The sequence below is a fragment of the Streptomyces sp. DH41 genome (assembly GCF_029813785.1).
In the GTDB taxonomy this organism is placed as follows: Bacteria; Actinomycetota; Actinomycetes; order Streptomycetales; family Streptomycetaceae; genus Streptomyces.
Genome location: NZ_JARVKY010000026.1, coordinates 65,276 through 80,288 on the forward strand (window position 1 = coordinate 65,276; position 15,013 = coordinate 80,288).

At 73.0% G+C, this 15,013-nt stretch carries 10 protein-coding genes; 5 read left to right on the forward strand and 5 right to left on the reverse strand.

The annotated features are described in order from the left end of the window. Positions 1-35: 35 nt before the first annotated feature. The 4 genes from rfbB to QC283_RS32480 form a co-directional block, all read right to left on the reverse strand. A complete protein-coding gene (gene rfbB / locus QC283_RS32465; protein ID WP_279565329.1) occupies positions 36-1,007 on the reverse strand; it encodes a dTDP-glucose 4,6-dehydratase in 972 nt (323 codons plus the stop codon). 180 nt (positions 1,008-1,187) lie between these two features. After that, a complete protein-coding gene (locus QC283_RS32470) occupies positions 1,188-1,367 on the reverse strand; it encodes a hypothetical protein (protein ID WP_279565330.1) in 180 nt (59 codons plus the stop codon). An 86-nt stretch (positions 1,368-1,453) separates the two neighbouring features. Next, on the reverse strand, positions 1,454-1,873 hold the full coding sequence (locus tag QC283_RS32475; RefSeq protein ID WP_279565331.1) for a CBS domain-containing protein: 420 nt from the start codon (positions 1,871-1,873) through the stop codon (positions 1,454-1,456). 127 nt (positions 1,874-2,000) lie between these two features. Continuing rightward, complete coding sequence (locus tag QC283_RS32480) at positions 2,001-4,457, reverse strand: SpoIIE family protein phosphatase (protein WP_279565332.1); 2,457 nt, start codon at positions 4,455-4,457, stop codon at positions 2,001-2,003. A gap of 182 nt (positions 4,458-4,639) precedes the next feature. On the opposite strand from QC283_RS32480, the gene QC283_RS32485 reads away from it, so the two are divergent. After that, complete coding sequence (locus tag QC283_RS32485) at positions 4,640-6,856, forward strand: SpoIIE family protein phosphatase (protein ID WP_443032721.1); 2,217 nt, start codon at positions 4,640-4,642, stop codon at positions 6,854-6,856. A 168-nt stretch (positions 6,857-7,024) separates the two neighbouring features. Here QC283_RS32485 and QC283_RS32490 read toward each other — a convergent pair whose 3' ends face one another. Beyond that, on the reverse strand, positions 7,025-8,251 hold the full coding sequence (locus QC283_RS32490; protein WP_279565333.1) for a S1 family peptidase: 1,227 nt from the start codon (positions 8,249-8,251) through the stop codon (positions 7,025-7,027). A 566-nt stretch (positions 8,252-8,817) separates the two neighbouring features. Here QC283_RS32490 and QC283_RS32495 point away from each other — a divergent pair. The 4 genes from QC283_RS32495 (at position 8,818) to QC283_RS32510 (ending at position 14,996) form a co-directional block, all read left to right on the forward strand. Further along, on the forward strand, positions 8,818-9,033 hold the full coding sequence (locus QC283_RS32495) for a hypothetical protein (RefSeq protein ID WP_003978108.1): 216 nt from the start codon (positions 8,818-8,820) through the stop codon (positions 9,031-9,033). 113 nt (positions 9,034-9,146) lie between these two features. Beyond that, positions 9,147-9,953, forward strand: a complete 807-nt coding sequence (locus QC283_RS32500; RefSeq protein WP_279565334.1) for an HlyD family efflux transporter periplasmic adaptor subunit — start codon at positions 9,147-9,149, stop codon at positions 9,951-9,953. Continuing rightward, positions 9,950-12,172, forward strand: coding sequence for an NHLP family bacteriocin export ABC transporter peptidase/permease/ATPase subunit (locus tag QC283_RS32505; protein ID WP_279565335.1), 2,223 nt, complete (start codon positions 9,950-9,952; stop codon positions 12,170-12,172). The genes QC283_RS32500 and QC283_RS32505 overlap by 4 nt, the downstream gene beginning before the upstream one ends. A 1-nt stretch (position 12,173) precedes the next feature. Further along, the gene (locus QC283_RS32510) at positions 12,174-14,996 is read left to right on the forward strand and encodes an NHLP bacteriocin export ABC transporter permease/ATPase subunit (protein WP_279565336.1); all 2,823 of its coding nucleotides are present in this window, start codon (positions 12,174-12,176) and stop codon (positions 14,994-14,996) included. The last annotated feature ends 17 nt before the right edge of the window (positions 14,997-15,013 follow it).

Consider the following 15,013-nt stretch of genomic DNA (forward strand, 5'->3'; position numbering starts at 1 on the left):
GTGCCCAGCGTAACGGCCGGTGTGACGGAGGGACCTCATGGCGCGACGCGTCGCTTGAGCGGCTCCCACCATGAACGGTTGTCCCGGTACCAGGCGACGGTCCCGGCCAGCCCGGCCGTGAAGTCGCGGCGGGGACGGTAGCCCAGTTCGTCGCGGGCCTTGCTCCAGTCGACGGAGTAGCGCAGGTCGTGGCCCTTGCGGTCCTCGACGTGCACCACCCGGTCCCAGCCGGCGCCGCAGGCGTCGAGGAGCAGGCCAGTGAGATCGTGGTTGGTCAGCTCGGTGCCGCCGCCGATGTTGTACACCTCGCCGGCCCGGCCCAGGGTCCGCACCAGGTCGACGCCCCGGCAGTGGTCGTCCACATGCAGCCAGTCGCGGACATTGCGCCCGTCCCCGTACAACGGGACCGGCAGGCCGTCGAGGAGGTGGGTGACGAACAGCGGCACGAGCTTCTCGGGGAACTGGTGCGGTCCGTAGTTGTTGGAGCACCGGGTGACGCGTACGTCCAGGCCGTGGGTGCGGTGGTACGCGAGGGCCAGCAGGTCGCCCGACGCCTTCGAGGCGGAGTACGGGGAGCTCGGCCGCAGCGGGTGGTCCTCCGTCGCCGATCCGGAGTCCACGGAGCCGTAGACCTCGTCGGTGGAGACGTGCACGAAGGGGCCCACACCGTGACGCAGGGCCGCGTCCAGCAGAGTCCGGGTGCCGACGACGTTGGTGAGGACGAAGTCGGCGGCGGCGTCGATCGAGCGGTCGACGTGGGACTCGGCGGCGAAGTGCACCACCTCGTCGGTCCCGGCCATCAGCTTGTCGACGAGCGCGGCGTCACGGATGTCGCCGTGCACGAAGTCGAGCCGGGGGTGGCCGAGGTCGAGGTTGGCGAGGGTGCCCGCGTAGGTGAGGCTGTCCAGCACCGTGACCCTCGGCGGCTCGGGCGCGTCGGAGGCGAGGAGCGTCCGGACGTACCGGGAGCCGATGAATCCGGCGGCGCCGGTGACCAGGAGGTTCATGAGCGGTGCTGTGCCTTGCTGCGGTGGGACGTACGGGTGGGGACAGAGCCGCGGGGGCTGCGGGGGCGCCTTGACGTTACCCGCGTGCCCCGTGTGGTCCGCGGCCGGCCCGGACGCGCACCGCGCCGGCACGAAGGCCGGCGCGCTGGGCGGTCTCCACCGCCCACGGGGCTCGGTCGGTCAGTCCTCGCCCCGGACGATGTTCGACTCCTGGCCCGATCGCGGTGCGCGTGCGACGTTGCCGTCCTCGACGGCCGGTATCCAGGTGCGCATCACGCCCCTGCCGCGCAGGCGGCGGGCTTTCGACCAGCCCGTCTCCAGGCGACGGGCAACGGGTTTCTCGCTGGTGTCAGCGGTCACGAGGCATCATCTTCCTTCCGCGTCCGGTGCCGTTGACCTACGGGTCCCCGGCCGTGACCGCGTGAAACGCCGGGCGCCCCGCACCCCTACGGGTTGGGCCGAGCCACGCTGATGTCGCCCAGCGCCGACTCCGGGTCGCGCTCCATGGCCAGGTCGCCGAGGGAGACGATGCCCACCGGGCGGCCGTCGTCGACGACGGGGACACGGCGTACGGCGTGCTCGCGCATCAGCCGGACGGCGTGGCTCAGCTCCTCGTCGGACCGTACGGTCACCATGTCGTCGCTGCACGCGCCGGCCACGGTGGTCTGTTCCGGGTCGCCGCCCTGCGCGACGGACCGGATCACCAGGTCGCGGTCGGTGACCAGCCCGCGCAGTTCGTCGCCGTCCGTGACCAGGACGGCACCGAGGTCCTGGTCACGCATGATGCGGGCCACCGCGGTGACGGAGGCTTGCGGCTCCACGGTCACCGGGTCGCCGGTCATGATGTCGCGGACGTACTGGGTCATGGCGTGTTGCCTCGTTCCTTCGCTCGCTCGTGGTCTGGCCGGCGGGTACCCGGCGCGGCGGTGCCGGCACCTCGTCGTCGGTGCCGATCCGGTGCGGTGCCGAACCGGTAGGCCGCCGAGGGGAGGCTCACCGGCCCAGCGGGATCTCGCTCCAGACCTGCTTGCCGCCGCTGACCGGCAGCGTCCCCCACGTCGCCGACATCGCCTCGACCAGGAGGATGCCGCGGCCGCCCGTCGCCTCCCAGCCGATGCTGGTCGGCTTGACGGGCGTACGGGGCGAGGCGTCGGCGACCGCGACGCGCAGCCGGTCGCCGATCAGAGTGAGGTCGAGACGGACCTTGCCGTCCGTGTGCACCAGGGCGTTGGTGACCAGTTCGGAGACGATCAGGAGGGCGCCGTCGACGGCGTCGTCCGAGACCCCCCAGACGCGCAGGGTGCGCCGGGTGAAGCGCCGGGCGTGCCGCACGGCCTCGGGCAGCCGCCACACCGACCAGCTCTCCCGCAGCGGGCGCAGGGCCATGCCGTCGTAGCGCACCAGCAGGAGGGCGACGTCGTCGCTGCGGCGGGCGTCGCCGAGCAGGGCGTCGGCGACGAGCCCGAGGTGTGCGGGGTCGGCGGCGCCCAGCGCGTGCGCGAAGCGGTCCAGGCCCTCGTCGATGTCGGCGTCGGCGGACTCCACGAGACCGTCCGTGGTGAGGGCGATCAGCGTGCCGGGCCCGAGCCCCAGCGGGCTCATGGGGAAGTCGGCCTGCGTCAGCACGCCCAGCGGGGGGCCGCCCTCCACCTCCGCGATCTCCGTCGTGCCGTCGGGGTGGCGCAGTACCGGGGGCGGATGCCCGGCCCGGACGCACCAGGCGGAGCCCTCCTCCATGTCGAGGTCGACGTAGACGCAGGTCGCGAAGAGGTCGCTCTCCATGTCCATCAGCAGCCGGTTGGCGTGGGAGACCACCACGTCCGGCGGATGGCCCTCGACGGCGTAGGCGCGCAGGGCCGTACGCATCTGGCCCATGAGGGTGGCGGCGGCGGCGCTGTGGCCCTGGACGTCGCCGATGACCAGGGCGACGTGATGGTCGGGCAGCGGGATCACGTCGTACCAGTCGCCGCCCAGCTCGAGTCCGGCCGTGCTGGGCAGGTAGCGGGCGACGGCGACCGCGCCGGGCAGCTTCGGCAGGCGGCGCGGGAGCAGCTGGCGCTGGAGCATGCCGACGAGTTCGTGCTCGGCGTCGAAGGCGTGGGCGCGCATCAGGGCCTGCCCGGCGAGGCCGGCGGAGGCGGTGAGCAGGGCTCGTTCGTCGGGGCCGAAGTCGTGCGGGGTGTCCCAGCCGATCAGGCAGGCGCCGGCGATGCGGCCGGCCGCGGGCAGCGGCAGTACCGCGAGGCCGCCGGGGCCGACGTCGGCGAGGGCGGGTTCCAGGTCGCCGGTGCCGGCGGGCCAGATCCGGGCGCGGCCCTCGCGCAGCGCGGCGGCGAGGGTGGGCATGGCCCGGACGGGCGCGTCGGGCCACTCGGTGCGCCACTCCAGCCGCCACAGCTCGGGCCAGGACTCGGGCTCGGGCGGGTCGAGGACGGTGACGACCAGCCGGTCGTTCTCGACCTCGGCCAGCGCGATCCGGTCGGCGCGCAGCGGCCTGCGCAGGGCGGCGACCACGGCCTGGCTGACGTCGCGGACGGTGCCGGCGGTGGCCAGCGCGGCGGCCAGACGCTGGACGCGGGCCACGTCGGTCACGTCCGGGCGCAGGGTGGAGGCGTCGACGACCGTCCCCATGAGGCGGGCCGGGTGGCCCTCGCCGCCGGGCAGCAGGCGCCCGCTCAGCCGGAGCCACTTCGGCGGGCCGGTGGGCCGGAGCACCCGGAACTCCAGCTCGCGGTCGCCGATGGACATGTGGTCGGCCTCCGTCACCGACATCAGCGAGGGCAGGTCCTCCGGCACCGTCAGGCCCAGCAGCGTCTCGACCTTGCCGTCGAACTCGCCCGGGGCGAGGCCGAACAGGCGCAGGATGTCGTCGCCGACCTCGACCCGGCCGGTGTCCATGGCCAGGGTGAAGGCGCCCGGCTGAAGCTCCCTGGCCCCCTCGTCCTTGGCGGCCGCGGCCGGGACGGGGCAGGTGAGGGCTTCGGCGATCAGTTCGAGGCACGCGCGGTCGTCGCTGTCGAAGCCCTCGGGGCGCTCGGTCAGGGCGAGGAGGCACCCGCCTCCGTCCCCGCGCACGGGCAGGGTGGCGAGGGAGAAGCCGCTCGACGGCACACGTCGCGACTCGGCCGACCCGGCGAACTCCTCGGGCCCGAGCCACACCGGTGTCCCGCCGCGGTGGGCGTCCGCCACGGGGGAGCCGCCGGCCGCCGGGTAGCTGTCGCGCACGCCGTACAGGGTCCGCGGCACACCGGCCGACTCGACCAGGCAGAGCAGCTCGCGGTTCTCGCCGGGCGTGTAGAGGGCGGCGAAGGAGGCGCCGGCGAAGACCAGCGCCTGTTCCAGGACACGGCGCAGGCGCTCACCCGGGTCCGGGCCGGACGCGATCGCCTTCAGGGCACCCTCGGTACGCGGCGTTCTCGATCCGCGTCCCGCACCGCCCTCACTGACCACGCCGCCATTACAGCGCTTATGGGACACCTGCGCAGCCCCTGCGGGCGGGGAAACGGCGGATCAGGGGCACGAAGGGGAGTCGCGGGCCTGGTGGGGACGTGCCGATGCGACGCTCGCCGTGCGTGGCGGGCCCAGGGGGAGGAGATTGGAAGCGGGGGCCACCGGGGTGGCCGTGCGAGGAGGTGGTCGGCGTGTCCGACGATCGGTCGTCCTCGCCCTCGTCCTCGCCCTCCTCCTCGTCCGGGTCCTTCTCCTCCTCCGCGTCCACGTCCTCCTCGTCGTCCGTGCCTTCCGCATCGTGGACGTCGGACGGAAGCCCGGTGCTGTCCCTGGCGCTGGCCTCGATGATGGAGGAGGTACACGCGCACTCCGGGGCGGTGTACCTGCTCGGCGCGGACCCGCCCTCGCTGAAGATGGCCGTGATGGCCGGGCTGCCGAGGGCGTTCGCCGCGCCCTGGGAACGGGTGGCGCTGCACGCGCCGATCCCGGTGGCGGACGCGGTGCGTGAGCGACGGCTCATCTGGGTCGGCGACGGTGAGGAGATGGCCCGGCGCTATCCCCGCGTCGCCGTGGTCCTGCCCTACCCGTTCGCCCTGGTCGCGCTGCCCGTCGCCACCGAGTCCACGGCGTACGGCGCGGTCTTCCTGACCTGGCCCGGTACACGCCCCGCGGAGCTGTCCGAACGGGAACACGAGCAGCTGACGGCGGCCTGCGCACGGCTCGCGCTCCGGCTGGAACGGGCGGCCGAGGCGAGCCTGCCCGTGCATCCGGAACCCGATCTGCTGGCCGCCCCGGTGGCCACAGGCGCGCCCGGCACACTCGGTTCGCTGGAGGCCGTACGGATGGTGGGGCGGCTGCCGTACGGGCTGTGCTCCCTCGACCTGCACGGACGCGTCGGCTTCGCCAGCCCGGCGGCGGCCGAGCTCATGGACGTGCCGGTCGACAGACTGCTCGGCACCCAGTTGTGGACGTCGGTCCCGTGGCTCAACGACCCGGTGTACGAGGACCGGTACCGGGCCGCGCTGCTCAGCCAGCGTCCCACGTCCTTCGTGGCGCTGCGTCCGCCCGGCGCCTGGCTGTCGTTCCGGCTGTATCCGACCCGGACCGGGCTCAGCGTCCGGATCGTCAGAGCCCGCGGGGTGTCACGGCCGGGCCGGGGCGGGCCGGCCACGGACGCGGCCGCCCCGCCCCGGCTGGTGACGATCTCCCAGGTGGTCGGCCTGACCGGCGCGCTGTCCGAGGCGGTGAGTGTGCAGGACGTGGTGCAGCTGATCGCGGACGAGATCGCCCCGACCGTGGGCAGTCAGGGTCTGGTCGTCCTCGGTTCGCGGGCCGGCCGGCTGCACGTGCTGGGGCACCGCGGGTATCCGGACCCGTTCGCCGTGGAGCGCTTCGAGGGGATGCCGCTGACCGCGAAGCTCCCGGGTACGCAGGTGCTGAGGACGGGGGTGCCCGCGTTCTTCGAGTCGGCGGAGCAGCTGGAACGCCTGTACCCGGCGCGGCAGAGCAGACAGGACGACTTCGCGGCCTGGGCTTTCCTTCCGCTGATCACCTCGGGGCGGCCGGTGGGCACCTGTGTGCTCGCCTACGAGCGGCCGCACTCCTTCACGACGGAGGAACGGGCGATCCTGACCAGCCTGGCCGGACTGGTGGCACAGGCCCTGGACCGGGCCCTGCTCTACGACGCCAAGCAGCGGCTGGCGCACGGGCTGCAGGAGGCCCTGCTGCCGCACTCGCTGCCCGCGCTGCCCGGTATCGAGGCCGCCGCCCGCTATCTGCCGGCCACCCGGGGCATGGACATCGGCGGCGACTTCTACGACCTGGTGCCGGGCCGGGGCACGGCGGCGGCGGTGATCGGGGACGTCCAGGGGCACAACGTGACCGCGGCCGGGCTGATGGGGCAGGTGCGCACCGCGGTCCGCGCGTACACGACCGTCGGCCAGGTGCCCGAGGAGGTCGTGCGCAGCACCAACCGGCTGCTGATCGATCTGGGCACCGAGCTGTTCGTCAGCTGTCTGTACCTGCGGATCGACCCGGGTCGCGGCCGGGCCGTGCTGGCCCGCGCGGGTCATCCGCCGCCGCTGCTGCGCCGTCCGGACGGGCGGGTGGGCGTGCTCGAGGTCGCCGGCGGCCCCCTGCTGGGCATCGACGCCTCGGCCCCGTATCCGCGCACGGAGGTCGATCTCGTCCCCGGCTCCCTGCTCGCCCTCTACACCGACGGTCTGGTGGAGTCCCCCGGTGTCGACTTCGAGGACGCCCTCGCCGACCTGGGGCACCGGCTGGCCGAGGCCGGGGACCTGCCCCTGGACGAGCTCGCCGACCACCTGGTGAGCCACGAGGCGGGCGCGGAGGAACGCCCCGACGACATCGCCCTGATGCTGCTGCGGGCGCGCGGCTGAGGCGCGGGCGCCTGCCCGGCGGGCCTGACGGGCGCGGGCTCGGAGCCGGGGTGCGGGAAGGGGGGCGGTCCGGTCCTCCCGCCGGAGGGCCGGACCTCCCATGCCGACCGGTCCCACTGGGGCCGGCCGGTGGTTCGGAAACCCGTGTCCGCGGTGTGGGGGTTCGGATCAGCCCGTCGGACCGGAGCCGTCCGCGCTGCCGGCACCCGTACCGTCACCGGCGCCCCCGGCACCGGCCTCTTCCCCGCCGGACTGGTCACCGTCTCCCGCCGCGTCGCCGCCCAGGGTGGCGCCGACGGCCTCCAGGGCGGTGGTGACCGGCTGGAAGAACGTCTCGCCGCCGACCGCGCAGTCGCCGCTGCCGCCGGAGGTCAGGCCTATCGCCAGGCCGTCCTGGGTGAAGAGGGAGCCGCCGCTGTCGCCGGGTTCGGCGCACACGTCCGTCTGGATGAGGCCGGTGACCGTCCCCTCGGGGTAGTTGACGGTGGCGTCCAGGCCGAGGACCTGGCCGTCGGCCAGTCCGGTCGTACTACCCATGCGGAAGACCCGCTGCCCGACCGTCGCCTCCGCGGCCTGGCTGATCCGGACGGTCTGGTCCCCGAGGTCGACCTCGCTCGGTGCCTCGGTGGCGGGGTCGTCGTACCTGACGAGCGCGAAGTCGCCCTCGCCGGGGAAGACCGCCTGGTCCACGGTGGCGATCGGCTGTCCGCCCTGCGCGTCGGACCACTGGTCGTCCGCGACGCCGCAGTGACCGGCAGTCAGGAAGGCGGGTGAGCCGTCGCCGGCGGTGACGTTGAAGCCGAGCGAGCAGCGCGCACCGCCGCCGAAGACGGCGTCGCCGCCCGACACGAACGTCTTGAAGGTGCCGGCGGACTTCTTGAGGGTCGCCATGCCGGAGCCGAGGCTCTCGACGGTGGACTCCAGTCGGTCCCACTTCGCGCCGGTGACCGTGCTGTCGGCGGTCACCAGGATCTTGTTGGTGCGCGGGTCGACCGCCCATGAGGTGCCCGGGATGGTCGCCTCGGACCGCAGGGTCCGCGCGCCGCCGCTCAGCTCGCCCATGCTGTTGTCGACCTCGCGGACCTCCGCGCCCGCCTTCTTCGCCCGCACGATGACCTGGTTGTCGTCGCCGGGTACGACGTTGACGACGAGCCGCTGCTCGCCGGTGTCGTAGTACGACCCGGCGAAGGCGTCGCCGAGCAGGCCGGCCAGCCGCGAGGCGAGATCCGACGCGTCTGCCGCCTTCAGGGTCCTCGGCGCCGCCGCGGCGTCGTCCGGGGTACCGCCGTCCTGCGAGGCGTTGGCGTTCGGCAGCAGGACGGCGGCCGCGCCGAGCGCCACCACACCGCCTGCCGCCATCGCGGCCCTGCGCTTCGGAATTCGCTTGTGACTCAACCTTCTCGACCTCCTGGGACGGGGTCCGTGCCGCCGGTGCGGCAGCTGTCGGGGGCGCCTGGACGGCTGTTGGTACGCACAGGCCGGACGGGCCGTTCAATCACGCCGGATCAGCACGCTCCGCTTACGTCCGGCGACGTTCCGTTCCGATCACGGAGCGGAATCACTGCTTCAGGGAATCTGCACATCGAATGCCCAACCCGGTCATCCTCGTTGGAGGATCTGCACAACCCGGGAGCGTCCCGTACGCCTTTGGGGCGGGTGTGCCGGATTCCCCCACGCCGGGGCAAGGGATGGCACGGGACGATGTCGCGCACCATGTGAAGAAGTCGCCGCGAAGGCGTGCCCGCACCTGCACGCTTCAGCGCCAGGGGGCCGCAAGCGCCCAGGTGAGAGGGGTGATTGATTGGAAGCGCGAACCGGCGGCGTGTTTTGATCCATCGCACCGCGGGGGCCGCGGAGGGTTCCGGAAAGGGGCGCCCGGCGCCCGCGGTCGCGGCCGTCATCTGTCCCCAGAGGGGGCCGCTCCCCCCTTGTGAAATGGCTATACGAAGGGAAGTTCCATCATGAACTCCACCCCCCAGGTTGAGACCGTCGAGATCTCCGACGCCGACCTCGACAACGTCTCCGGCGGCCTGAACGTCAACGCCGTCGGCACCGTCACCGGCCTGGTGGACGGTATCGCCCCGGTCTCGGGCCTGCTCAACACGGCCGTCGGCACCGTCGAGGGTGTCACCGGCCTGAACACGGCCCCGGTCACGGGCCTGGTCGCCGGTCTCTGATCGCGCCCATGTGCCGCTGAGTCCCGGAGCCATCCAGGCTCCGGGACTTTTCGGCCGTTGTGCCGCGGTTCGCCCTCCGCGGCTTCGCCGGAAGACCCTGGGATACGTCCGACGTGCAGTTCCGCCAACAGGCCCTCGCAAAACTCCAGTCACCGGAGGAGCTCGATCTTCCGGTGCGTTTCGCCCGCCCGCAGGGCTGGCTGGTGCTGTCCGTGACGGTGGTCGCGATGGCCGCCGCGTCCGTGTGGGCGGTGAGCGGCTCGGTGACCTCCACGGTCACCGCACCCGCCATCCTCACGCACGGGCAGGGCAGTTACCTCCTGCAGAGCCCGGTCTCCGGCCAGGTCACCGCCGTCCTCGCACGCCAGGGCGAGCGGCTCGCCGCCGACTCCCCCGTGCTGAAGGTACGCACCGCCGAGGGCGAGACCGTCGTCCGCGCGGTCGGCGCCGGCCGGGTCAGCGCACTCGCCGCGACCGTCGGGCAGATCATCGACACCGGCGCGAACGTCGCCTCCGTGGAGAAGGTCGCCCACGCCGGCGACCCGCTCTACGCCACCGTGTACGTCCCCGCCGAGAACGCCGCCGCCATCCCCGCGCACGCCTCCGTCGACCTGACCGTCCAGTCGGTGCCGACGCAGGAGTACGGCGTCCTGCACGGCGAGGTGAGGTCGGTGGACCGCTCCGTGCAGTCGGCGCGGACGATCTCCGCGTTCCTCGGCGACAGCCAGCTCGGGGAGCAGTTCACCAAGGAGGGCAGGCCAGTGGCGGTGACGGTCCGGCTGGACACCTCGAAGTCCACGAGGAGCGGCTACGCGTGGTCGTCCGCGGACGGGCCGCCGTTCGAGCTGACCTCCATGACCATGGCCGAGGGTTCCATCCGGCTGGCCGACCAGCGACCCGTCGATTGGCTGCTGCCGTGAGTACCGCACAGGAGACCCGGGGCAGACGCCGCGCCGCCCCGCCGAAGCGCAGGGTGCCCAGGAGCGGGACGAAGACCGTCCGCACACCCACCGTCCTCCAGATGGAGGCCGTGGAGTGCGGCGCCGCCTCCCTCGCGATGGTGCTCGGCCACTACGGCCGGCACATACCGCTGGAGGAGCTGCGCATCGCCTGCGGCGTCTCCCGCGACGGCTCCCGGGCGAGCAATCTGCTGAAGGCGGCGCGCGGCTACGGCTTCACCGCCAAGGGCATGCAGATGGACCTGGCCGCCCTGGCCGAGGTGACGGCGCCGGCCATCCTGTTCTGGGAGTTCAACCACTACGTCGTCTACGACGGCGTGGGGCGCCGCTTCGGCCGCCGCGGGGTGTTCATCAACGACCCCGGCAAGGGCCGCCGTTTCGTGTCCCTGGAGGACTTCGACGGCAGCTTCACCGGCGTCGTGCTGACCATGGAGCCCGGCGAGGACTTCACCCGGGGCGGACGCAGACCGGGCGTGCTGGGCGCGATGCCGGCCCGGCTGCGCGGCACCGCGGGCACGCTGCCCGCCGCCCTGCTGGCGAGCCTGCTGCTGGTGGCCGTCGGCGCGGCGGTGCCCGCGCTCAGCCGCACCTACATCGACATGTTCCTGATCGGGGGGCAGACCTCGCTGCTCGGCGTGCTGTTCGCGTCGATGGCGGCCTGCGTGCTGCTCACGGTGGTGCTGACCTGGCTCCAGCAGGCGAACCTCTTGCACGGCCGCATCATCTCCTCCACCCTCTCCAGCGCCCGCTTCCTGCGTCATCTGCTGCGGCTGCCGGTGACGTTCTTCTCCCAGCGCAGCCCGGCCGACCTGGTGCAGCGCCTGCAGTCCAACGACGCCGTCGCCGAGACACTGGCCCGCGACCTCTCCGCGGCGGGCGTCGACGCGATCGTCGTCGTCCTGTACGCCGTACTGCTGTACACGTACGACCCCCAGCTCACCTTCGTGGGCATCGGGGTGGCGCTGCTCAACATCCTCGCGATGCGGATCGTCATCCGGCTGCGCGCGACCCGTACGGCGAAGCTGCGGGCGGACACGGCGCGGCTGACGAACACCGCGTACACCGGCCTGCAACTGATCGAGACGATGAAGGCGACCGGCGGTGAGGACGGCTACTTCCGCAAGTGGGCGGGGCAGCACGCCACCACCCTGGAGGAGCAGCAGCGGCTCGGGGTGCCGAGCGCCTGGCTGGGCGTGGTCGCGCCGACGCTCGCCACCCTCAACAGCGGACTGATCCTGTGGATCGGCGGCATGCGGGCGGTCGAGGGGCACATCTCGGTCGGGCTGCTGGTCGCGTTCCAGGCGCTGGTGGTCCGCTTCACGGCCCCGCTGACCCGGCTGAACGGCGTCGCGGGCCGCATCCAGGACTTCGCGGCCGACGTGGCCCGGCTGAAGGACGTGGAGAACTTCCGGACCGACCCGCTCTACGACCGCCCCGGCACCGCCGACTCCACCCGCCGGCTGCACGGCCACGTCGAGCTCCAGAACATCTCCTTCGGCTACAACCCGCTCGACAAGCCCCTGCTCACCGGCTTCGACCTGACCGTCGGGCCGGGGCAGCAGGTGGCCCTGGTGGGCGGCTCGGGCAGTGGCAAGTCCACCGTGTCCCGGCTGATCTCGGGGCTGTACGCCCCGTGGGACGGTGTGATCCGCGTCGACGGTCAGCGGCTGGAGGACATCCCGCGCGGGGCGCTCGCGTCCTCCGTCTCCTTCGTCGACCAGGACGTGTTCCTCTTCGAGGGCTCCGTCCGCGACAACGTGGCGCTGTGGGACCCGTCGGTCCCGGACGACGCGGTGGTGGAAGCCCTGCGCGACGCCGCGCTGTACGACGTGGTGGCGCGTCGCCCGGGCGGCATCCACAGCCGGGTCGAGCAGGACGGACGGAACTTCTCCGGCGGGCAGCGCCAGCGACTGGAGATCGCGCGGGCCCTGGTGCGCCGGCCCAGCATCCTGGTCCTCGACGAGGTGACCAGCGCCCTGGACGCGGAGACCGAGCTGGTGGTCATGGACAACCTGCGCCGGCGCGGCTGTGCCTGTGTGGTGATCGCGCACCGGCTCAGCACCGTCCGGGACAGCGACGAGATCGTCGTACTCGAGCACGGCACCGTCGTGGAGCGCGGACGGCACGAGGAACTGGTCGCGCACGGTGGCGTGTACGCGGCGCTGGTCAGGGAGCGGTGAGATGACGACCCCGCACGAAGGACAGGGCGACCTCGTCCTCGGGGCGCTCGGCTCCCTGGGCACCCGGGTCGACCGCGCCGGCTTCAACCGCCTGGACCTGGAGGGTCCGCAGGTGCTGTGGCTGGTGGCGTCCGGCGCGGTGGACCTGTTCGCGGTCGACGCCGGGGAACAGGGCCACTGGCACCACCTGGGCCGCCTGGAGGCCGGCTCGATGCTGCTCGGACCGGTCGCCGGGCCCCAGCACACGCTGGTCGCGCGTCCGCTGCGGGACTGCGTGGTGCACCGGATCGGGCTGCGCGAGCTGTACCAGCCGGCGAGCACGCAGACGTGGTCGTACGACGAGTACGGCAACCCCCAGTACGTACCGCCGACGACGAGCCCGCTGGAGTACGCCCTCGCCCTGGGCGTGGGCCGCGGCCTGACCGTCCTCTTCCAGGCCCCGATGGCCACGGAGCGGGCCGCGGCACCCACCGACGACGACGTGTTCTGGATGCAGGTGCCGCCCGGCAGCGTGCAGTACGGGGCGCTGTACGGCGACGAGGCGGCCGCCGACCTGCTGATGGACCCGGCGCTGTGGCAGAGCCTGGTCGATCAGCAGTACCGGCTGCTGACCACGCTGGACCGCTGGATCGAGCAGCTGGAGCGCACCCACGAGACCCGTACGGCGGCCGGTATCAAGGCCGGTGAGGCGGTGCGCGCCCAGGCCGACCGGACGCTGCTGGCCTCCATCGGCAAACGGTCCGGGCAGCGCACCACGGCCGCCGACGCGGACGCGACGTACGCGGCGTGCGGGCTGGTCGCCCGCGCCGCCGGGATCCCGTTCGCCGAGCCCTCCCGCGACGGCGCGGAGAGCGAACGCCTCGACCCGGTGGAGCGGGTCGCCGTCGCCTCGCGCGTGCGCACCCGGACCGTGCGGCTGGACGGCCGCTGGTGGCGGGACGACGTCGGGCCGCTGGTCGGTCACCGGGCCCTGTCGGGAGCGCCGGTGGCGCTGCTGTGGCGGCGCGGCGGCTATGTGGCCGTCCATCCGGCGACGGGCCGGGAGACACCGGTCGAGAAGGCGAACGCCGAGGAGTTCGAGCCGCGTGCGGTGATGTTCTACCGGCCGCTGCCCGAGCACCGGCTCAGCCCGTTGCGGCTGCTGCGGTTCTGCATGCGGGGCACGCGCGGTGATCTGACCGCTCTGCTGCTCGCCGGACTGGTGACGGTGGGACTCGGCGCGCTGGTGCCGATCGCCACCGGCAAGGTGCTCGGCGAGTTCGTGCCGAAGGCGCAGACCGGGCTGATCGCGCAGGTCTGTCTCGCGGTGATGCTGAGCGGCGTCGTCGCGGCGGCCTTCATGCTGCTGCAGAACCTCACCATCCTGCGGCTGGAGGGACGTGTCGAGGCGGCCCTCCAGCCGGCGGTGTGGGACCGGCTGCTGCGGCTGCCGACGAGGTTCTTCACCGAGCGCTCCACCGGTGAGCTGGCCAGCGCGGCCATGGGCATCAGCGCGATCCGCAGACTGCTGGCGGGCGTCGGTCCGACGGTGGCCCAGTCGGTGACCGTCGGGGCGATGAACCTGGGGCTGCTGCTCTGGTACAGCGTGCCGATGGCGCTCGCGGCGCTCGGCATGCTGGTGGTGGTCGCCGCCGTGTTCCTGGGGCTCGGGCTGTGGCAGGTGCGCTATCAGCGGCGGCTGGTCAAACTCACCAACAAGCTGAACAACCAGGCGTTCCAGACCTTGCGCGGGCTGCCCAAGCTTCGGGTCGCGGCGGCCGAGAACTACGCGTACGCGGCGTGGGCGGAGCAGTTCGCGCGCAGCCGTGAGCTCCAGCAGCAGGCGGGACGCGTCAAGAATCTGAACGCGGTGCTCGGCGCGGTGTACCTGCCGCTGTGCACACTGCTGATGTTCATGCTGCTGGCCGGTCCGGCGCGCGGTTCGATGTCGGCGGCCGAGTTCCTCACCTTCAACGCGGCGGTGACGATGCTGCTGACTTCCGTCACCCAGCTGACCGGCGCGTTCGTGTCGGCGGTGGCCGCGCTGCCGCTGTTCGAGGAGATCAGGCCGGTCCTGGACGCCACGCCCGAGGTCCGTACGGCGAGCACCCGGCCCGGGCCGCTGTCCGGGGCGATCGAGGCGCGCCGGCTGTCCTTCCGGTACACCGACGACGGGCCGCTGGTCCTGGACGACGTGTCCTTCGGGATCCGGCCGGGCGAGTTCGTGGCGGTCGTCGGCCCCAGCGGCTGCGGCAAGTCGACCCTGCTGAGGCTGCTGATCGGCTTCGACCGGCCGTTGTCGGGCAGCGTGCTGTACGACGGTCAGGACCTGGCCGCGCTCGACCAGTCGGCGGTGCGCCGGCAGTGCGGGGTGGTGCTCCAGCACGCGCAGCCGTTCACCGGCTCGATCCTGGACGTCATCTGCGGCACCGAGCCGTACACGCCGGAAGAGGTGATGGCGGCGGCCGAGATGGCGGGGCTCGCGGAGGACATCAAGCGGATGCCGATGGGCCTGCACACGATCGTCTCGGGCAGCGGGGCGGTCTCCGGCGGTCAGCGGCAGCGGCTGATGATCGCGCAGGCGCTGATCCGCCGGCCGCGTGTCCTCTTCTTCGACGAGGCGACCAGCGCCCTGGACAACGAGACGCAGCGCACGGTGATCGAGTCCACCAAGGCGCTCAACGCCACCCGGATCGTCATCGCCCACCGTCTGTCCACGGTGCTGGACGCGGACCGGGTGATCGTGATGGAGGACGGCAGGGTCGCCCAGCAGGGCCCGCCCGCCGAGCTGCTCGCGGACACGGGCGGCAGGCTGCACGAGCTGGTGCGACGGCAGCTGGCCTGAACCCCGGGCACCGCGGG